The sequence below is a fragment of the Streptococcus sp. DFI.7.26 genome, assembly GCF_022240605.1.
Classification (GTDB): Bacteria; Bacillota; Bacilli; order Lactobacillales; family Streptococcaceae; genus Streptococcus; species Streptococcus xiaochunlingii.
Genome location: NZ_JAKOGN010000002.1, coordinates 198348 through 218978, shown reverse-complemented (window position 1 = coordinate 218978; position 20631 = coordinate 198348). Strand labels below are relative to the sequence as shown.

Sequence of the window (20631 nt, the reverse complement as noted above, 5' to 3'; positions counted from 1 at the left end):
ATGAACGATTTATTTGAAGAAAAGGTCCTAAAAGTCGTTGCTCAGATTCCCCTGGGATGTGTGGCCACCTATGGTCAAATTGCCCAACTCATTGGCTATCCTCGCCATGCTCGCCAGGTCGGCAAGGTCTTGGCCACTTCTACTAAAGCTGTGACCTATCCCTGTCATCGGGTCGTGACCTCTACTGGTCGCCTGGCTCCTGATTGGGAAGAGCAAGGCACGCTTCTCTGGGCAGAAGGGGTGGAATGCAAATCCAACGGTTGTGTGGATCTTAAGAAATACAAATGGAAAGCAGAGGAGACTCAACTTTGAGTTCACTCTGCTTTTTTGCTATAATGAGGGGTATGAAATCCTATACGACCTTAAATGATTATTACCGAACCTTATTTGGAGAAAAGACCTTCAAAGTCCCAATCGATGCGGGCTTTGACTGTCCCAATCGTGATGGAACTGTTGCTCGTGGGGGCTGTACTTTTTGTACAGTTTCTGGCTCTGGGGACGCCATCGTAGCTCCAGATGCCCCTATTCGGGATCAGTTTTACAAAGAAATTGATTTTATGCACCGCAAATGGCCCGATGTCAAAAAGTATTTGGTCTATTTTCAAAATTTCACTAATACGCATGAATCCGTCGATGTCATTCGGGAGCGCTATGAGCAAGCCATCAATGAACCGGGTGTCGTAGGGATTAACATCGGGACACGACCAGACTGCTTGCCGGATGAAACGTTGGCCTATCTAGCAGAATTGACAGAGCGCATGCATGTGACTATTGAGCTGGGTTTGCAGACGACCTATGAAACGACATCTGAATTGATCAACCGAGCCCATAGCTATGAACTCTATGTGGAAACGGTGAAGCGGATTCGCCAACAGGTCCCTAAGGCAGAGATTGTTTCACACTTAATCAACGGTCTTCCTGGGGAGACGCATGAGATGATGGTGGAGAATGTCCGCCGTTGTGTAACAGACAACGATATCCAGGGCATTAAATTGCATCTGCTCCATCTCATGACCAATACCCGGATGCAACGAGACTACCATGAAGGGCGATTGCAATTGATGAGTCAGGAGGAATACGTGTCGGTCATCTGTGACCAACTGGAGATCATTCCCAAGGAGATCGTCATCCACCGGATTACAGGAGATGCTCCACGCGAAATGCTGATAGGACCGATGTGGAGTCTCAATAAGTGGGAAGTTCTGAATTCCATTGAAGCTGAGATGCGTCGCCGTGGAAGTGTTCAAGGTTGTAAAGTAGGAAAATAGGAGGAGTAGCATGTTGCGACCATTAGAGATGGCCCATGATTTTCTTAGGGAGGTCATTACAGATCAAGATACTGTGGTTGATGCGACCATGGGTAATGGGCATGATACACTTTTCTTGGCAAAACTAGCCAAAGAAGTCTATGCATTTGATATTCAAGAGCAGGCCTTGGTCCATACGCAAAAGCGTTTGGAAGAAGCAGGTCTTTCCAATGCCCACCTTCTGTTAAAGGGGCATGAAGAAGTAGATCACTATGTAAACCAGGTCAAGGCGGCTATCTTCAACTTAGGCTATCTTCCTTCAGCAGACAAGTCGATTATTACCCAGCCTAAAACAACGATTCAAGCCATTGATAAACTCTGTCACCGCTTGATCAAGGGAGGGCGAATAGCCATTATGATCTATTATGGTCATGAGGGTGGGGACCTAGAAAAAGATGCTGTCTTGGAGTTTGTCTCCCAACTTCCTCAACAAGAATTTACGGTCACTACTTACCGGACCCTGAACCAGATCAACCATCCCCCATTTTTGGTCATGATCGAAAAATTAGAAAGTTACCGTCATGGATAAAGAATTTTTAAAAAATAAAATTGATGCTCTTCGCCACGATTTTGTGGAGTCCACCTCTCATGAACGTGCCGTTGGTTTTTTAGATGAAGCACGGATGAGCAAAAAGATGATCAAAATCAAGAAGAAGCTGGTTTCTCTTGAAATGGAACGTTGCCAGAAGAAAATTGAGCACAAGGATCTGACAAAGATTGATCAAAAGATCCAAGAACAAAAGCAACTCTTTGAGGACTGTTGTAACCAACGATCAGGAGGATAAGGGATGGAGATTCTTGTATACGCCATTGTCTTTTCCTTGATCCTGATTGTCTCCAATGCGACCAATAAGTTGATTCCGACTTTACCCCTCCCTTTGATCCAGATATTATTGGGGATTGGGATTGGCTTTCTCTTACCCAATTCGGAGTACCACTTAGATACCGAGCTCTTTTTGGCCTTGGTTATTGGACCATTGCTCTTTCGAGAAGCAGAAGAAGCAGACATTACCTCGATTCTGAAGCACTGGCGCATTATCGCCTTTTTAATCTTCCCGGTTATTTTTATTTCGACCCTTAGCTTGGGGTGGTTGGCCCATCTCTTGTGGTTAGGAATTCCACTAGCAGCCTGTATGGCAGTAGGGGCAGCGCTCGGGCCGACTGATTTGGTGGCTTTTGCCTCCCTTTCGGAACGCTTTACCTTTCCAAAACGAATCTCCAATATTCTAAAAGGAGAGGGCTTGCTCAACGATGCTTCAGGCTTGGTGGCCTTTCGTGTGGCCCTAGCTGCATGGACCACTGGAGTCTTTTCCTTAGGCCAAGCTAGTTGGGACTTGGTCATCTCTATTTTAGGAGGGTTTGCGGTCGGGATTGTGACAGCTGCTGTCAACCGTGGGCTTCAAAAATTACTGCTCAGTGTTCGGGCAACGGATATTGCCAGTGAACTCATTTTAGAATTGAGTCTCCCCTTACTGACCTTCTTTATCGCAGAAGAGATCCATGTATCAGGGATTATTGCGGTTGTCGTGGCTGGGATCCTAAAGGCTAGTCGTTTTAAGAAAATTACCCTACTAGAAGCCAAGGTGGATACGGTCACGCATACGGTATGGAATACAGTCAATTTTGTCCTCAATGGGTCTGTCTTTGTCCTCTTGGGGATGGAGCTGGAGATGATTTCTGAGCCAATTTTGAGGACTCCCTTTTACAACAATCTGCTCTTGATTGTGACTGTTCTCTTATTGACGGGGCTCTTGTTCCTGATTCGCTTTTTGATGGTGTATGGATTTTACTGGTATCGGGGTTTCCGATTGAAAAAATCCATTGATAAGTATCTAAAAGATGCCCTCTTGTTGACCTTTTCAGGGGTCAAAGGAACAGTGTCAATTGCGACCATTCTCTTGATACCGACGCATCTAGAAGCAGAATATCCAGTTCTCTTGTTTTTAGTAGCAGGGGTCACCTTGTGTAGTTTCTTAATCGGACTTCTCGTCCTACCAAAACTATCCGAGGACAAAGAGGAATCCAATGATCATTTGATGCATATTGCTATCTTGAATGATGTCGTCATGCTATTGGAGAAAGACTTGACGGTGACCAAGCAGAAGGGACCTCTCTATGCTGCGATTGATAATTATCATGGGCGGATAGAAAATATGATTCTCAGTCAGGAGGATAAAGCGACCCAAAGAGACTGGGAACAACTAAAACTCCTTATACTCAGTATTGAGAATGATGGTTTGGAACAGGCTTATGAAGAAGGAAAGATTCGAGATAGAAGTTACCATGTCTATCAACGTTATCTTCGGGCCATGGAGCAGAAGGTCAACCGCAATCTATCATCGCGCCTGACCTATTATTTCTTGGTGCTCTTCCGCCTGCTCCGCCTGCTGTTGCACGAGCTTGTGACCTTTGGTTCCGGTATTCGGGCATGGAAAAACGGAGAGAATTACAAGCTTGAAGCCATCGACTATGACCAGATTGCTGCCTTGTATCTGGCCAATACGGAAATCATTATCGAGAGTTTGGAAAACCTAAAAGGGATTTATCGGAGTACCTTGATTTCCTTCCTTCAAGAATCTCGTCTGCGAGAAACATCGTTGATTACCAGTGGTGCTTTTGTAGAGCGGGTTATCAATCGCATCAAGCCTAATAATATTGACGAGATGCTAAGAGGCTATTACTTAGAAAGAAAATTGATTTTCGAATATGAGGAGCAGCACTTGATTTCGGCCAAGTATGCGCGTCGCATGCGCCAAAATGTCAACGAATTGGAAAACTATTCCTTAAGAGAAAGTGCCAATACTCTTCCTTATGACATGATCAATTATGCTCGGAATCGGTAAAAGTGAGTTTCCGCCTTAATAAAAGAAAAGAGATTGGCGACGCTTGTCCCAATCTCTTTGTTTTGTATCTTAGTAGGTTCTTTTTAATGCTCTGGCTGGATATAATAGCGTTCTTCCCCGATTGGAATCAGCTGGACCTTTCCTCCATAGAAAGCTGATAGCGTTTCTTGAGTGAGAATTTCCTCCTTAGGCCCTTGGGCAAAACTTTGTCCCTCCTTGAGGAGAAGGACATGGCTAAAGGACTTGGTGATTTCCTCTGCATGGTGGGTGACAAAGAGAATGGTCGGCGCCTTTTCCATCTGCTTGATCTGTTGGATCAGCTGAAAGATCGCTTCCCGAGCAAATAAGTCAAGCCCACTGGAGGCTTCGTCAAAGATGAGAAGATCGGGCTCTTCCATGAGACTACGGGCGATTAGAATCGTCTGTTTTTCCCCTTGAGAGAGAGTCCGGTATTTTCGCCCAATCAAAGAAGCAGCACCGATGCGACGCAACATGGATCGTGCTTCCTCGAGTTCTTTTTCTCCATAAGCTGTATAAAGAATGCTACTCTTGTATTTTCCAGTGAGGACGATTTCTTCTGGGGATAGAGATTCAGGGATGCGCTCAGAAATAAAGGAGCTGACCACTCCGATTCGCTTGCGGAGTTCAGGAATCCCTCCTTGGCCAAATTGTGTTCCAAGGACAGAAACTTCCCCTTCCGTTTTCCAATATTCCGCCATTAAGAGACGGAGTAGGGTCGATTTGCCAGCACCATTCAGTCCAAGGATGGCCCAGGTTTCCCCCTTATTGACGGTCCAATTCAAACGGGAAAGGAGATTTTTTCCTTCTTTTCTGAGAGTGACGTCTTTCAGTTCAATTAAGCTTTCTTTCATCTTTTTAACCTTCATAAAAATATTCTCTATTTTACCATAAATATGATAAAATAGCAGATAGGAGGAAAGGGATGTTTCATAAAAGTAAATTATTTTTCTGGACCTGTGAAGTCCTATTATTAACGATTATATTCTATATTTGGGGAAGTATGGGAAGCCTGATCTCTCCCTTTGTATCCGTTCTGAATACCATTATTCTTCCATTTTTGATTGCTGGTTTCTTGTACTATATCACCAATCCAATCGTAGAATTTTTGGAAAAGAAATTTCATCTGAATCGAATTTTGGGCATTCTATTAACCTTGGTAACCCTTTTTGGATTGATTATTTATGGGATTGTTTATATCTTGCCTATTTTGATCAACCAGTTGACAAGCTTGATTAATTCAACCCAAGGCTTGTATTGGGAAGTGCAAAGTTTTGTAACGAAGTTATCAAAGAATCCAGCCTTTCAGAGTATCAATATTCAATCAACCATTCAGCAACTAAACCTATCTTATGTGGATATTCTACAAAATATCTTAAACAGTGTGACCAATAGTTTAGGTAGTGTGGTGTCAACGATTGTCAATACACTCTTCATTCTGGTGATGACACCGATATTCCTGGTTTACTTCTTAATTGATGGGAAGAAGTTACTTCCGATGTTAGAGCGGACAATCCTAAAAAATGACCGGCGGAATATTACCTCTCTCTTAGTGAGTCTCAACCAAACAGTTTCTCGCTATATTAGTGGTATTTCTATCGATGCTTTAATCATCGGGACTTTAGCCTTTATTGGCTACAGTTTTATCGGTTTGAAGTATGCCTTGGTCTTTGCCATTTTCTCAGCCTTGGCTAACCTCATTCCTTACATTGGACCGACGATTGGCTTGATTCCTATGGTGGTTACCTATGCCTTCACGGATTTCAATATGATGATCAAAGCGGTTATCTTCATGCTCATCGTCCAACAGATTGACGGAAATATCCTCTACCCTCGGATTGTGGGAGGGGTGATGAAGGTGCATCCCATTACCATCATGGTCCTCTTGCTCTTATCCAGTAACATCTATGGTGTGATTGGGATGGTTGTGGCGATTCCGGTCTATTCGATCGGTAAAGAGATCGTGAAATTCCTCGTGGCCTTGTATGAAAATCATAAAAAGACAAAGGAACAGCGCAAGCAAGAAGAGTATGGAATCATCAATAAATCCTAACAGAATAAACGAGAAGGGAATGGGTGACCATTCCTTTTTGAGTATGGACCTAGAAAGGATAGGCTGAGTACTTGAATCTTAAAGTTTTAGCTTTCCTTTAAGAAAATATGTTATAATGAATTAGTAATGATACAAAATCAAGGAGTTTCTATAAGATGATAGAATTGCTTGCCAAAAAGCAGCGACGCCAAATGCGTTTGCTAGAAACATTAATTCGTGAAAAGCGCTGGTTTCATTTGAAGGAACTCGCTGAAATGTTAGATTGTACAGAGCGGTCATTAAAGGAGGATCTTTCAAATTTACGGACGGTCTTTAATGAATTTTTGATTGAATCTTCGACAAATGGTATTAAGATTAGCTATGACGATTCGATTGGGATTGAGGTGGTCTATCATCACTTCTTTAAAGAATCTACAGCTTTCTCCCTCTTGGAATACTTGTTCTTCCATAAGGATGTTTCCAGTGACTTAATTTGTAGACGGTATGATCTCAGCCAGCAATCATTTTATCGCTTGATTCGAAATATCAACCAAATTATTCAGGAAAAGTACAATATTCGAATCACCTTGAATCCTCTAAATGTTGTGGGGGACGAGGTCGATATTCGATTTTTCTATTCCCAGTATTTTGCAGAGCGGTATTATTATTTAGAGTGGCCATTTCCAGATATCAGAGAGCAAGTCATTATTGATTTCATCACCTTCTTCTATAAATTGACAGAAATCCCACTGACTTATTCGATCTTCCATTCCTATAAAATTATGCTGACGGTCTACCTATACCGGATTAAGCAAGGTTATCGAATTGAAGGGGCCAATAATTTTGAACAATACGCCTATCTCTATCAAGAGCTCCCAAAAATCAATGAGATGCTTCGTTATTTTGGTTTGCAGCTGGGTGTAGAATTTAATGAAGAAACCATTGAACAGCTCTTTATTATCTTCCTACAGAAACGCTTCTATTTTACCCCACAGGATTTAATCGACGCTACTGAGGAAGATGCTGTTACAAAAAAATCCTATATTTTAGCCTCTCAATTTCTTGATCACCTGAGTGAATCTTATGGGTTAGAACTTGAGAATTATGAAGAGATGATCATGCATATTCACAACACTGCCTATTTGGAGCGGCGTGAAATCTTTGGTGAATTTCTTCTCTATGATACCAAGAGTTATACCAATGAGGATTATCGAACCCTCTTCCCTAAATTTTATCAGGATGTTGAAACTGGTTTGTATCACTATCTCAAAGAGATGGGCTTTCATGAAAATCCTGAAAACCTCAAGCATCAGATTTATACCGTATTTTCACATTGGGAAAATCTATTGCCTCAACTATTAAGGAGACGGACAGCTGTCAAAGTCTTAATCATTAGCCGATACGATGACCATCATGCTAAGTCCATGATTGATTTCTTAAAATTCTATTGTACGGATAACTTTGAGTTTTCACAGGTCATAAAGCATGACTTTAATCTTCATGAACTAGAGCATACCGAATATGATGTCATTGTTGCCAACTTTATGATTCCGAATATCAAAGGGAAAAAATTTATTTGTACAAGTAGTTTGACCCTTTTGGAACTTGTAGAAAAACTGAATGTACTCTTTTATGATTTTACACGTTATGGAGTATAACTGAGCCTTCCCTCCTCTTTTAGGAGGGAAATTTTTGCGACTATGCATCATTTTAAAAAATATGATATAATGGGCATTATTACTATACATTGAGGAGAATATCCATGGAAGACCCTGGCAGTCAGGATTTAATACTGCAATTTGTTTTACTATTTGTATTGACCTTATTAAATGCATTTTTCTCTGCAACGGAGATGTCAATGGTATCGCTGAACCGTTCTCGCGTAGAGCAAAAGGCTGAGGAAGGTGATAAGAAATATATTCGTCTCTTAAAGGTATTGGAAAATCCCAACCACTTTTTATCTACGATTCAGGTTGGTATCACCTTGATTACTATCTTATCTGGGGCAAGCCTAGCTGATGATCTTGGGAAAGTAATCGCTTCTTGGATGGGAAATACGGAGACAGCACGTGCGATAGCTAGCTTCCTCTCACTGGCTTTTCTGACCTATATTTCAATTGTATTTGGTGAGTTATATCCGAAGCGTATTGCCATGAATCTGAAAGATAGTTTGGCTATTCGAACGGCTCCAATTGTGATTTTACTAGGAAAAATCGTTAGCCCCTTTGTCTGGCTCTTATCGGCATCAACCAATCTGGTCAGTCGTCTGACCCCTATGCAATTCGATGATGCAGACGAAGAGATGTCACGGGATGAGATTGCCTATATGCTAGCTAAGAGTGAAACAAGTCTGGATGCTGACGAGATTGAAATGTTGCAAGGAGTCTTTTCACTAGATGAGCTGATGGCGCGTGAGCTAATGGTTCCTCGTACGGATGCCTTTATGGTGGATATCCAAGATGATACCAGAGAAATCATCGAAAGTATCTTAAAGCAGAATTTTTCTCGTATTCCTGTCTATGATGATGACAAGGACAATGTCATTGGTCTGATCCATACCAAACGTTTGCTTAATGAAGGTTTTGTGAATGGATTTGATAACATCGCTCTTCGCAAGATTCTTCAGGAACCACTATTTGTACCGGAAACGATCTTTGTGGATGATCTTTTGAAGGAGCTCCGGAATACACAAAATCAGATGGCCATTTTGCTTGATGAGTATGGAGGAATGGCTGGTCTGGTAACCTTGGAGGACCTTCTTGAGGAAATCGTCGGTGAAATTGATGATGAGACCGATAAGGCTGAAAATGACGTATTTGAAATTGAACCCAACCTCTATATTGTGCAGGGGATTGTGACCCTAAATGACTTCAATGAGTATTTTGATGTGAAGTTGGAAAGTGATGATGTGGATACCATTGCAGGCTACTACCTGACTGGTGTCGGACGGATTCCAGGTCACAAGGAACGCTTGAGTTTTGAAGTAGACAGTATGAAGAAGCATCTGATCCTTACAAACGATAAGGTAAAAAATGGTCGTGTCACCAAGGTGAAGGTTGAGGTCAGTGACCTAGTCGATGAAGATGAGCAAGCGACAAAAGGTCAAGAATAAGAACATCAAATCAGGGAGTTTCCCTGATTTTTTTATGCTCATTTTAGTTGAGTTTGCATCTCTAACCAAATTAATTTATAATAAAATAATTAGTGGTTATAAGGAGATAGCAATGAAACAAGAAGAATGGTTAGCAGAGTTTGAGAGAGCCCATGGTCGACCAGCCAATCAAGAGGAGATCCAACAGGTTTTTGGTGCGTTTGGAAGTCCTGAAACACAAGCGACACCGAATACGCCCGTAAACCCAATTCAATCTCCATTTGAGGGAACAGCTCCTGTTTCCAATCAAGGACAATTTGGAGGTCCCTTACCGTTTCCAGAACAAGCCAAATTTGGAGGAGCAGCGCCAGCCCCAGAGCAAACGCCATTTGGAGGAGCAACGCTAGCGCCAGAACAAACACCATTTGGAGATTCGATACCAGCATCAGAGCAAACACAGTTTGGAGGAGTAGCGCCAACTCCAGAGCAAACGCCATTTGGAGGTGCAACACCAGCCCCAGAACAAACACAGTTTGGAGGTACAGGCCAAGCCCCATTTGGAGGTGCAAGTCCAACTCCAAATCAATTCCAAGGTGGAACAAGTCCTTATCAGCATCAAGGACAGGCTTTTGGACAAGGTGGAACTCAGCCACAAGCTCCTGTTCAGGAGGCGGCTCAAGCAGGAGCGCCCTTCGCATCTTATAACAACGCTCAGATGCAGGGAGGCTATCCAAACAATGGGCAGCTGAATTACCAGGCTAATTCCCCATATATGGGACAAGCTCCAATGCCAGGTAAGAAGTCTAAAAAAGGGCTGATTATTGGTTTATGTAGTCTTGTTGCTGTTGCAGTTTTATCTGTACTTGCATTTTTCTTATTTGCTAAAAATCCAAATAGTATTCAAGGAAAATGGTCAGCTACTCCTGAAATGAAAAAGACAATGAAGTCTGCTTTTTCAGGCACCTTCTCTGCTACATCAGATATTTCGAGTGAATTTATAAAAGACATTGATATGATCGTAGAGGTAAAGGGGAAAAAAGTGACCATCAGTGTGGTTAGTAAGATTGATTTCAAGGGAGCTGCAAAGGAACTCTATGATGATGGGGACAATGATTTTTACTCTGTTGAGGATGCCTTAGACTATATCCAAGAAAACAGTGAGAATTCCTATTTAGAGGATATGGGACTTGAAATCGATGTGAAAAAAGGCACTCTTAAAATGGTAGCCTTTGAAGGTGAGGTAGATGAAAAAGATCACCGATTCATTCAGGATGAAGATTCGAATCATATCCTTCAATACGACCTCAAGTATAAAATTGAAAATGGAACGCTGAAAGTTTCCGTGGATGGAAATGATTATGGAATTGAATACTCCTTTAAAAAATAAGATATTCGCTCATTTAGTGCCCTCATCGGGCACTTTTTTGTTTGGTAATGAAGAAAAAATAAGATAATTAAAAAAATTCTGAATTTAGGCTTGACAGCCTGAAAAAATTTCGGTAAGATAGTCAACATAAAAAAACGAAAGCAGAATTTTATGAAAAACACGAACTCCACATTGTTGAATCAAAACTTTTACTTTAGCTACTTTAGATAGTGTTTGTAGACATGAACTCATGGATGCAAACGAAACGAGCAATTTGTTTGTATCTATGTGGCTAAGATTTTTGATTGTGGTCCATATAGATGATATCTAAATGGACGGCAATGCTGGCATACTTTTAAGTTTGTGAGGAATGATACCAACCGTTTAGAATCATCTAAACGGTTTTTTGTATGCTGTTTGAATGTTTTAGAGAAGGAGACATGTTTCATGAAAGTTGTAAAGAAGTTAATTGCCCCGGTTCTGGTAGTTGGTCTACTGATGACCTCCCTCTTGACCCTCCATCACTTGAAGACCTCTAAGCATCAAAAGATTAAGATTGGGATTTCGCAGTATATTACCCATAAGTCTCTTGATGCAACTCGAAAAGGCTTTGTAGAAGAGTTAGCAAAACAGGGTTATGTAGACGGAGAAGAGATTGAAATTGATTATCAAAATGCTCAAGGGGAGCAGAGAAATTTGAAAAACATTTCAAATCAATTATCACAGGAAAGTGACCTTGTGTTTGCCATTGCGACTCCATCAGCACAAAGTATTGCCAATACGAGCAAAAGAACCCCTGTAGTCTTTTCTGCAGTGACGGACCCTCTGGCTGCTAAGTTGGTCAAGAACTTGGATCGTCCTGGTGGCAATGTGACAGGAACGAGTGACCAATCTTCAGATGCGATTACTACACAAGTCGATCTGATTCAAAAGGTTTTGCCAACAGCTAAGACAATCGGAATTCTCTATACGCAAAGTGAGCCCAACTCCGTCGTTCAAAAAGATGAGGCCAAGAAAGTCCTTGAGGCTAAAGGCTACCGTGTCGTAGAGAAAACCATCTTAGACAGTAATAATGTGAAAGCAGCAGCGGACAGTTTGATGTCTGAGGTCGATCTAGTCTTTATTCCAACAGACAACATTATTTCCTCTACGATGGAAACGATCAAACAAGTTTCTTTAAAACACAAAGTTCCAGTCATTGGAGGTTCAATTGAAATGGCTCAAGTAGGAGGGCTCTATACCTATGGGACAGACTACACCGAGTTGGGTCGTCAATCTGCCCGGATGGCGATTCGTATCCTGAAAGGGGAAAAGGTAGCCGATCTGGCAGTGGAAGCCCCTAAGAATTTAGAATTGTATGTCAACAAAGAGATGGCTAAGAAATTAGGAATTGATCTCTCTGGTATAAACGAAAAGAAATAGGAGATGGATGATGGATTTAGTATTATCAAGTTTATCTGAAGGTTTATTGTGGTCGATTATGGCCATTGGTATATTCTTAACATTCCGCATTTTAGATATAGCGGATATGACAGCAGAAGGGGCTTTCCCGCTTGGGGCAGCAGTCGTTGCATCCCAAATTCAAGCAGGTCAAAACCCATGGCTAGCGACCCTCTTTTCTATTTTTGCAGGGATGTTAGCAGGTCTAGTTTCTGGCCTCCTTCATACTAAGATGAAGATCCCCGCACTCTTAACAGGGATTGTGACACTGACTGGTCTCTATTCGATCAATATTAAGATCATGGGAGGTGTTCCTAATTTATCCATTGGAGATTCAAGTACCATCTTCAAGTCTGTGATGGGGCTGGGTTTGTCCAATGAGGCTGCTGTCTTTGCTGTTAGTCTTTCTTGTTTGTTATTGGTCTGTCTGATTTTGACCCTCTTAATGAAAACTCAGATTGGCTTGGTTCTTCGTTCAACGGGTGACAATATCCCAATGAGTGAGGCCAATGGGGTGAATGTGGACACCATGAAGATTTTCGGTTATATGATTTCTAATGGACTGGTTGCATTGTGTGGGGCTCTCTTCGCTCAGACAGATGGCTTCTCAGACGTGACTTCTGGTACAGGGACCATCGTCGTAGGACTTAGCGCCGTTATTCTAGCAGAAGTCTTGATCCATGATTTGACCATTGGAGGACGCTTACTTTCGATTGGAGTGGGGGCAATTGTTTACCGCCTCATTATCCTCAATATCTATGAAATTCCAAACTTAGATCAAAACTTAGTCCGTTTGTTTAATGCTATTCTCTTGGCCTTGGTCTTGTTTGCACCAGAAGCCCAGAAACGTCTCAAGATTCGTGGATTAAAATTAACCAGCAACTAAAAGGAGAAGATAAATGGCAACATTGTTAAAAATCGAAGATATACATAAGACATTTGAAGCAGGAACAGTCAATGAAAACCATGTTCTCAAAGGCTTGGACCTGACAGTAGAAGAAGGAGATTTCATTTCCGTCATCGGAGGAAATGGAGCAGGGAAATCGACATTGATGAACATTCTGGCAGGTGGCTTGCAAGTGGACCAAGGAGATATCCTGTTAGAAGGAAAATCTATTAAGCAGACCAGTGTTCGGAAGCGTGCTAAGGAGATCGCCCGTGTTTTCCAGGATCCTAAGATGGGGACGGCTTCCCGTTTGACCATTGAAGAAAACATGGCCATTGCTAAAAAACGTGGAGCAAAACGGGGCCTTAGTTGGGGGGTCAAAGAAAAAGATCGCGAAGAATTTAAAGCAGCCTTGAAGGAACTCAATATTGGTTTGGAAAATCGCCTCAAAGTGGACACGCAATACTTATCAGGGGGACAGCGGCAAGCTTTGACCTTGGTCATGGCAGCCTTGGTCAAACCAAAACTCTTGCTTCTGGATGAACATACCGCAGCGCTCGATCCAAAGACCAGTGAAATGGTCATGGAATTGACACAAAAGATCGTGGAAAGTCATGATTTGACAACCTTGATGATTACACACGATATGAACCATGCTATCGCATATGGCAATCGATTAATCATGCTCTACCAAGGCAAGATTGTGGTCGATGTTAAAGGAGAAGAAAAGAAAAACTTGACAGTTGAAGACTTGATGCGCCTTTTCCATCAGAATAGTGGTGAAACCTTGGTGAGTGACGAATTGGTTTTAGGATAAACGAAAAAGAGAGTGGGACAGAAATCGGTAATTCGTTAGAATTCGATTTCGTCGTCCCACCTCCGCACAGTTGAGTAGGGCTGTAAAAGCTGATGAAATCAGCGTAGTAGAGCCCACTCAACCACTGCGTCTTGCTCGACAATGCAAAGACAATTGAGAGGCTAGGACTTTTGTCCCAGCCTCTTTTATGTTGAAGAAAAAGTAATCCTAATAACTTTCCTTAGGTGAGTGCGGACGTTAGCGAACTTCTACGAAGTTCCATGACTTAGTTTTGAATCTAAGGTTTCAAAACTTCCGAATGTTTGAAAAAACAGTGTTTCAAGCATTTTTCTCACTGCGGAAAGTTTCAATGCTTAGCTTAATGCTAAAAAGACGAAATTTATTTTTTTATTGAAGAATCACTAAAGTTCTTTTATTGATGTAGCTAACAACATCAAGCTAAACCTGTTCCTTTTTCCCTAGGAAGCTAGCTGTGAGGACAAGGCTGAGTCCTGCTAAGAAGAGTAGGTATGAACTGTGTCCAGTATTCGTTTTTGGAAGTTGTCTTTGCGAAGCCTGGTCTTGTTTAGAGTTGGGAACACTCATTAAACTATCACCGGCCTTCCTTGGACTCGTGCTCTCTGAAACAAGCATCTTCCTATTTTGAACCTTTCTTCCTGAGACGATAGGCTCAACGCTCTCATAGGAATCTGTATTAACGGATCCGACTTCTGGTTCCGACTTATAGACAATAGCATAGGTTCCTAACTCTTGTGCCAGGAATTCAATCATGCCCTCTCGTAGTGTAAATTCTACTGCTTGGAGTTCTCGATTAGGAGTCAAGACATAGACTTGCTTCACTTCTTTTGATAGTGGAAGTCGAACCAATACACTTCCTTTGACTGGAACTGGATTCCCTTCTTTATCCTTGAGTTGAAGGTTGAAAGCATCGTAGGTTTTGCCAAAGAGTCCTTGGTCAAGGACCTTTTGAATCTCTAAATGACTGTCACTACCAATCTCATTTTCTCCACTAATGACCTCTACCTGGCTTGCTTGGTCTTTCAGTACTCGAAGGACATATTCAGGTAGAGAGTGGATAGCTGCCTCCTGTCCAGCAGTGCCGATTGGCTCTGTGTACTTAGGAAGGGTCACTACAGGTGGTTCTTGGTCTCCCAAACTTGTCACAATAGCAGGTAAGAGAGAGACGACCGGACTAGTGATGGTCTTTCCTCGGATGGCATAGGCTGAGATGATCTGAGTTTGTTTTTGATGAGCAGTTTCTGGGATCGGCAATTCAACTTGCTGGTTCTTAATCGCTAACACTCGATTTCCATCTGATAGGGTGACGTGGGAATCATCGGTTTTCTTGAGGAAAACAGGATCTTTTTCCCCAGGGAAATGAAGGGCAATAGCATCCCACTCCCCAGACGGAAGTGTGAGGGTAATCGTCTGATCGCCTGCTTTTATTGGGGCCAGGCTTGGAGTATCCAGGGATACTGTTGACGGCTTCAGGATGTCAAATGAATCCAGGGAAATCATCTTTCTGTCATCAGGAGAGTTAGGATCCACTGTCAAGGTGAGGATATGATTTCCATTGCTTAAGTTTGTATACTCGCCAATCAACACATTCTTTTCATAGTCAGCACTTGAGTAGAAGTCCAAACTTGGCATTTCTTTTCCATCTATGGTGACTAAGGCTTTTCCATAGTCAGAAGATTTTAAGCCGTAAATACGAATACCTGTACCAGTGAATGGAATGGTTGCCTTGGCCTCTGAATACTGAGATGAATCCACGTTTTGGAGAGTCGCGTATTTTTCTGTCGTTTGATATAAGCCTGATTCATTCCAGTCCTTGAACAAGGAGCCATAGTGGATACGAGAATCTCTGTCATCCATCTTTTCAACAGTCGCCCCTTGACCCGGATAGATTTTAAAGTAATCCAAGGAAATTTTTGAGCGTTCATTCCCTCGGTTCAAGTGTTCCTTCTTCACTGTTAGAGTCAGGAGGTGCTCTCCATCAGGAAGTCCTGTGAAACGACCGATTAGAGCACTTTTTTCCGTCTCTCCCGATGTGTGGAAATCTAGGTCTCCTACTTTCTTACCATCGATTTGAACTTCCGCTAGGCCTAATTCAGATGATTTGAGACCATAGATTTCAATTCCTCGTCCATTAAAAGTAATCCTAGCAGTGGCATCGTTGTCAGAATAACTATCAACAGTTAGGTCAGCATATTTTTCAGTTCCTGCAAATAGGTCAGCATCCTCCCAGTTATGGAAGGCAGGACCGTATTGAACACGAGGATCTCTGTCGTCCATCCATTCGACAACTGGTTGGATTGACGCAGATTCGGATACTTGCCTTGAGTGCTCCCCAATCATGGCTCTAACAGAATAGCTATAGCTATGGAGAGAATCGATGGAGCGGTCGATGAAATGAGTGACATTGGTTAGGAATTCCTTGATAGAAGGAGCATCACTGCTTTCGTCATTACTTTCTCGACGGATGACATAGTGGGTCGCATCTGTAACCGGATTGAAATCGAGTTTAGCTGTTACAGCATCTTTTCTCACAGCAGATAGACGAGTAACCCGCTCTGGTAACTTTTCAAAGGTGATCTGATCCCCTTTTTGAGTGGCAATCTGAATCCGATTGTCTTTGAGAAGAGTTGGTTTGATTTCTTTCCCGTTAATCTTGACAATACTCGATTCGATGTCTGGATAATCGACCACTAATTCTCCACCTGCATGGGAAAGGAAAGCTAATGTCTCAAGATTTTTTTCTTTCCATTTCATGCTGACTTCAAAGTTGCCCCGGGCTACAATCCCTGAGACTTGCCCGTCTTTCCAGGCATCGGGAAGGGCTGGTAATGGGGCAATATAGCCTGTGTGAGATTGAAGGAGCATTTCTGCCATACCGCTGGTGGCACCAAAGTTCCCATCGATTTGGAAAGGTGCATGGGTATCCCAGAGGTTTTCTAGAGTTGAGGACTTGAGCTGTTCAGCCAACAAACGGTGGGCGCGGTTTCCGTCTAAGAGACGAGCCCAGAGGTTAATTTTATTAGCCTTGGACCAACCTGTTCCACCATCTCCACGATGGTTCAAAGTTGCGCGTGCGGCCTCCAGATATTCAGGCTGATCCTTATCAAATAGAGTACCTGGGAAGAGTCCAACTAGATGGGAAACGTGGCGGTGATGGTTTTCAATGCCTTCGTTGGTGAATTGAGGACTGTCTTCCTCGTACCATTCCTTGATACGTCCCTCTTGGTTGATATGAAGTGGTTTGAGCTTGTCAAATTTAGCCTTCACTTCTGTCACCAAATCTTGGTCCATATTGAGGTGATTGGCAGCTTCCATATAGTCGTGGAAGAGCTGCCAAATTAGTGATTGGTCAAAGGTATTCCCGATCGTGATAGTTCCATGCTCTGGCGAATAAGATGGAGAAGAAACCCAACGGTCACTAGATTTGTCGTAGTGCAAGAAGGAGTTCCAGAACTTGGCTGTTTCCTTGAGCATTGGGTAAATCTTTTCTTTGAGATAAGTCTCATCCTTGGTGAATTTATAGTAGTCATAGACATTCTGCATCATCCAAGCATTGGCAGCAGGAGACCAACCCCAGTAATAATTCCAACCTGGAGTTGTCCAGCCAAATGGTGTTGCCTGAGTATGAACCAACCAACCATTTTCTTGGCCTTCTTTGGATTCGATACCTGCATATTCTTTAGCAGCGATACGACCATAGTAGCGCATGTCATCGATATAATTGATCATTGGCTTAGCCGTTTCTGCAAGATTACTCATGTAGGCAGGCCAATAGTTCATTTGTAGGTTGACATTGAGGTGGTAATCAGCGTTCCAAGGTGGATTGTCTACAGCATTCCAGACTCCCTGCAAGTTGGCAGGAAGGGCATCTGTCCGGTTACGAGAAGAACTGATTAGTAGGTAACGTCCGTATTGGAAGAAGAGTTCTTCTAGTTCTTGCCCTTTTGTAGGATCATAGGTTTGGAGAGCTTCTTTTGTCGTTTGGCTAGACTTATTACCACCAAGATTCAGTTGGACACGATTGAAGAGACGCTGGTAGTCCTCGATGTGGTCATGTTTCAGAGTTTCATAATCTTTGGCTTTAGCCGACTCGACAATCGATTTAACAGTTGCTTCTACATCAATATCATTGCGATAATTTGTTTTTGGATTTTGAGCAAAGTTGGTCTTGGCACTGAGTAAAAGGGTCGCATAGCTGGCTCCAGTGACAGTCAAATAGCCATCTTGGGCAGTGACTTGTCCATCTGTCTTGATTCCAAGATAAGAGGCAAATTGAAGGCCATTGTCTTTGACAGTCCCCTTGAGCAAGATACCATTTGAATCTGTCGTGACTGCCCCTTGTTTATACTTCGAATATTCCCAAGAGTAGTCACCATTCGCAAGTAAATCCTCTGTCAAGCTATTCCAAAGGGTAAAATCGAGGGTCTTATCCCCTTTTTTACTCAAATGGGTCACAGTAACATCATCCGGATAGCTAGAGAAGGTTTCGCGTTTAAAGGTGGTTCCATCCTGGCTATAAGAAGTAGTTGTGATAGCTTCGGTAATATCTAAGTCACGGTGATAGTCGGTAACGTTCTCCAAACCTTTCTTTTGGTTGTTAAAGACCATGAAGATATCACCAAAAGATAAGTAGCGTCCGTATTGAGCGTTGTTTGGTCCCACTAGATTTTCTTCGGCTAACTGCTTCGCTTTTTGGCGGTCTCCAGCTTCAAGAGCCTTACGGATTTCTGCTAAGACTTTGTAGCGATCTTGATAGTTTCCTCCGTTTTAGTCGGTGCTATCCGGTTGTGGTCCACCAGACCAAAGAGTTTTTTCGTTGTATTGAATTCTTTCCTCGCCGATGAGTCCGAAAACCTTAGCGCCCATTTCTCCATTTCCGACTGGGAGAGCTTGTTTTTCCCACCCATCATAGCTAGCAGCAGCAGGTTGATTGTAGCTTAAATGATAATCTGTTTGTTTGGCCACGGGAGTCTCAATTTTCATAGTTTCCCTTTCTTCATTTGGCTCAATCGAAGTAGTCGAAGTGGCTGTATGCTTGCTTTGAACTTCTGTATCTGGAGACAAGCTTTTTTCTTCAGAAATAGGAGCGCTATACGGATTTTCTGGTTTGGCTTCTCCAGTTCCGTCAGTCGGGCTCTCTATGGCTGGAGCAGCTTCAAGGTGGTTGCTTTCGTTTTGACTTCCAACAATACTATCAGCACCTACCTGGTGTGAGCCGAGAAAAATGGCTCCTAATAACACAGAAGCCGTGCCAACCGTTAGTTTTCGAATACTATAACGACAGGATTTTTCCAAAAATCTTTGGTCCATAGAACTCTCCTCTAGTTTTTGAGACCGCTTACATTTTCAGTTAAAGACAGCCCCTTCATATTTATTTTTATCATTTCCAATTTAATAGGGAAACAGGAAAATGTCAATAGCTTTTAGGTAAGATGCATATTTGAGAGTGTTATTTCTTGAAATAGTAGAGAAATAAGAGATAAATAAGCTATTATTTTGGGCTGAAAACATTTTTCATTTTCGGATATCGTAAAAAAACAGTTGAGTCCATTCTCAACTGTCAGCGGAGTACTTTATTTTTGATTTCTTTTTGCATAGTCGACAAAATGAAACTTGTCTAATTTGTGTTGACTTTCGGTGAACTGGAATTGTCGTCCGTCTGCTAGGTGAACTTGGGAGCGGACCGTCACCACGTGTTGGTCTTTCCCAAGATCCAGTAAGATTTTGTCGCGATTATCGATTGGTGAGATCAAGATTCTTAAGATATTAAAAAAAGAAAACGGCTCTTCGTTTTCTTTTTTTGTCAGAGAGAATAGGAGCAGCCAAGAGCGACTGGAAGGGCCTGTACTAATACAATGGGTTGAAATTGAAAAACAGTTTATTTTCTAAAAAATCATTAAAATCCTTTTATTCACAAGGAATCATGGTATAATAAAACCATAAAACGTTTTCAAGAGAGAAGGACAAGACATGGAAAATGAAACAGTTGACTATGGAAAAGTAACAGGAATGGTACACTCTACGGAAAGCTTCGGTGCCGTGGATGGACCAGGGATCCGTTTTATTGTCTTTCTTCAAGGCTGTCAAATGCGGTGTCAGTATTGCCATAACCCGGATACTTGGGCTATGGAAACCAACATGTCTAGAGAACGAACAGTGGATGATGTATTGGAAGAAGCTCTCCGCTATCGTGGATTCTGGGGTCAAAAAGGTGGGATCACGGTCAGTGGTGGAGAAGCCCTCTTACAGATAGACTTTTTGATTGCCCTATTCACCAAGGCTCAAGAGTTGGGCATTCACTGCACGCTCGATACCTGTGCTCTGCCTTTCCGCAATACCCCTCGTTACCTGGAAAAATTTGATAAATTAATGGCAGTGACAGACTTGGTGCTTCTGGATATCAAGGAAATTAACGATGAACGGCACAGATTTGTAACCAGTCAGACAAACAAAAATATTTTAGCCTGTGCCAAGTACTTGTCTGATATTGGCAAGCCCGTCTGGATTCGCCACGTCTTGGTGCCTGGGCTTACAGACCGAGATGATGACCTGATCGAACTTGGGAAATTTGTTAAAACCCTTAAAAATGTTGATAAATTTGAAATTCTGCCCTACCATACTATGGGGGAATTCAAATGGCGGGAATTGGGTATTCCGTACAAGTTGGAGGGTGTGAAACCACCGACAAAAGAACGGGTTCAAAATGCAAAAGATTTGATGGAAACGGAAAGTTACCAAGATTACCTGAAACGGGTTAAAGGATAAAATAAATCGAGACAGTTGGTCCTTCCAGCTGTCTTTTTCTGATGAAAT

At 42.3% G+C, this 20631-nt stretch carries 14 protein-coding genes and 2 pseudogenes; 13 read left to right on the top strand and 3 right to left on the bottom strand.

From position 1 onward, the window contains the following. From L0M85_RS03720 to L0M85_RS03700, 5 genes are read left to right on the top strand one after another with little or no spacing between them, the layout of a single operon-like run. Positions 1-312, top strand: a complete 312-nt coding sequence (locus L0M85_RS03720) for an MGMT family protein (RefSeq protein WP_048688271.1) — start codon at positions 1-3, stop codon at positions 310-312. Positions 313-335: 23 nt separating this feature from the next. Beyond that, the gene (locus tag L0M85_RS03715; RefSeq protein WP_125335171.1) at positions 336-1268 is read left to right on the top strand and encodes a TIGR01212 family radical SAM protein; all 933 of its coding nucleotides are present in this window, start codon (positions 336-338) and stop codon (positions 1266-1268) included. Between the two features lie 10 nt (positions 1269-1278). Beyond that, the gene (locus L0M85_RS03710) at positions 1279-1836 is read left to right on the top strand and encodes a class I SAM-dependent methyltransferase (protein ID WP_061564239.1); all 558 of its coding nucleotides are present in this window, start codon (positions 1279-1281) and stop codon (positions 1834-1836) included. Then, a complete protein-coding gene (locus L0M85_RS03705) occupies positions 1829-2092 on the top strand; it encodes a hypothetical protein (RefSeq protein WP_006595800.1) in 264 nt (87 codons plus the stop codon). The genes L0M85_RS03710 and L0M85_RS03705 overlap by 8 nt, the downstream gene beginning before the upstream one ends. 3 nt (positions 2093-2095) lie before the next feature. Continuing rightward, positions 2096-4150, top strand: coding sequence for a sodium:proton antiporter (locus tag L0M85_RS03700; protein WP_048688260.1), 2055 nt, complete (start codon positions 2096-2098; stop codon positions 4148-4150). An 83-nt stretch (positions 4151-4233) separates the two neighbouring features. Here L0M85_RS03700 and L0M85_RS03695 read toward each other — a convergent pair whose 3' ends face one another. Next, a complete protein-coding gene (locus L0M85_RS03695) occupies positions 4234-5037 on the bottom strand; it encodes an ABC transporter ATP-binding protein (RefSeq protein WP_048789542.1) in 804 nt (267 codons plus the stop codon). A gap of 56 nt (positions 5038-5093) precedes the next feature. On the opposite strand from L0M85_RS03695, the gene L0M85_RS03690 reads away from it, so the two are divergent. From L0M85_RS03690 to L0M85_RS03660, 7 genes are all read left to right on the top strand, one after another. Continuing rightward, positions 5094-6221: an AI-2E family transporter gene (locus L0M85_RS03690; protein ID WP_048715385.1), complete on the top strand. Its 1128-nt coding sequence runs from the start codon at positions 5094-5096 to the stop codon at positions 6219-6221. Between the two features lie 155 nt (positions 6222-6376). Further along, complete coding sequence (locus L0M85_RS03685) at positions 6377-7858, top strand: M protein trans-acting positive regulator PRD domain-containing protein (RefSeq protein ID WP_048789544.1); 1482 nt, start codon at positions 6377-6379, stop codon at positions 7856-7858. A gap of 104 nt (positions 7859-7962) precedes the next feature. After that, a complete protein-coding gene (locus tag L0M85_RS03680) occupies positions 7963-9312 on the top strand; it encodes a hemolysin family protein (RefSeq protein ID WP_023027140.1) in 1350 nt (449 codons plus the stop codon). Between the two features lie 112 nt (positions 9313-9424). Further along, complete coding sequence (locus L0M85_RS03675) at positions 9425-10678, top strand: hypothetical protein (protein WP_048789545.1); 1254 nt, start codon at positions 9425-9427, stop codon at positions 10676-10678. Positions 10679-11104: 426 nt separating this feature from the next. Further along, the gene (locus L0M85_RS03670) at positions 11105-12079 is read left to right on the top strand and encodes an ABC transporter substrate-binding protein (RefSeq protein ID WP_236127857.1); all 975 of its coding nucleotides are present in this window, start codon (positions 11105-11107) and stop codon (positions 12077-12079) included. Positions 12080-12089: 10 nt separating this feature from the next. Next, positions 12090-12983, top strand: coding sequence for an ABC transporter permease (locus tag L0M85_RS03665; RefSeq protein WP_023024061.1), 894 nt, complete (start codon positions 12090-12092; stop codon positions 12981-12983). A 13-nt stretch (positions 12984-12996) separates the two neighbouring features. Beyond that, complete coding sequence (locus L0M85_RS03660; protein WP_023024060.1) at positions 12997-13800, top strand: ATP-binding cassette domain-containing protein; 804 nt, start codon at positions 12997-12999, stop codon at positions 13798-13800. A 438-nt stretch (positions 13801-14238) separates the two neighbouring features. Here L0M85_RS03660 and L0M85_RS03655 read toward each other — a convergent pair. After that, positions 14239-19128: pseudogene (locus L0M85_RS03655) on the bottom strand (glycoside hydrolase N-terminal domain-containing protein). Positions 19129-19391: 263 nt separating this feature from the next. Then, a pseudogene (locus tag L0M85_RS03650) lies at positions 19392-19574 on the bottom strand (UTRA domain-containing protein); the annotation flags it as partial. A gap of 214 nt (positions 19575-19788) precedes the next feature. Here L0M85_RS03650 and pflA point away from each other — a divergent pair. Continuing rightward, positions 19789-20583: a pyruvate formate-lyase-activating protein gene (gene pflA / locus L0M85_RS03645; protein WP_048689741.1), complete on the top strand. Its 795-nt coding sequence runs from the start codon at positions 19789-19791 to the stop codon at positions 20581-20583. Positions 20584-20631: the final 48 nt, after the last annotated feature.